Source organism: Mesorhizobium sp. WSM4820 (assembly GCF_055811075.1).
Genome location: NZ_JBVVQN010000104.1, coordinates 1 through 314 on the forward strand (window position 1 = coordinate 1; position 314 = coordinate 314).

Below are 314 nucleotides of genomic sequence, written 5' to 3' on the forward strand. Positions count from 1 at the left end.
CGTCTTCCGGCAAATGAACGTTGATCAGGTTGTCGCGGGCAATCATGGCGGCTCAGAGACATAATTTGTCAGACTGCTGATAACACGTCTGACGGCAATTCACTAGGTTGGCATTAACTCAGCACAACTTGGACGAAGGTTATGACACTGGAATTCCAAATAGCCGAAATCCCCGAGCGCCTTGCCCGCGGCCTTCTGACGAAGCTACCAGCTTTGAGGTTCGGAGCCTCCGTCGTCGTGGGCTGGTGGCAACGGAGCGAGACCGAACACGCACTACACCGACTATCGGATCGTGATCTGGCGGACATAGGTAT

The 314-nt window shown here is 54.1% G+C and carries 1 protein-coding gene; it reads left to right on the top strand.

Annotated elements, in window-relative coordinates; translation table 11 throughout:
• Positions 1 to 141: 141 nt before the first annotated feature.
• On the top strand, positions 142 to 314 hold a 173-nt coding region (locus AC0L2R_RS33905), incomplete at its 3' end, for a YjiS-like domain-containing protein (protein ID WP_473514138.1).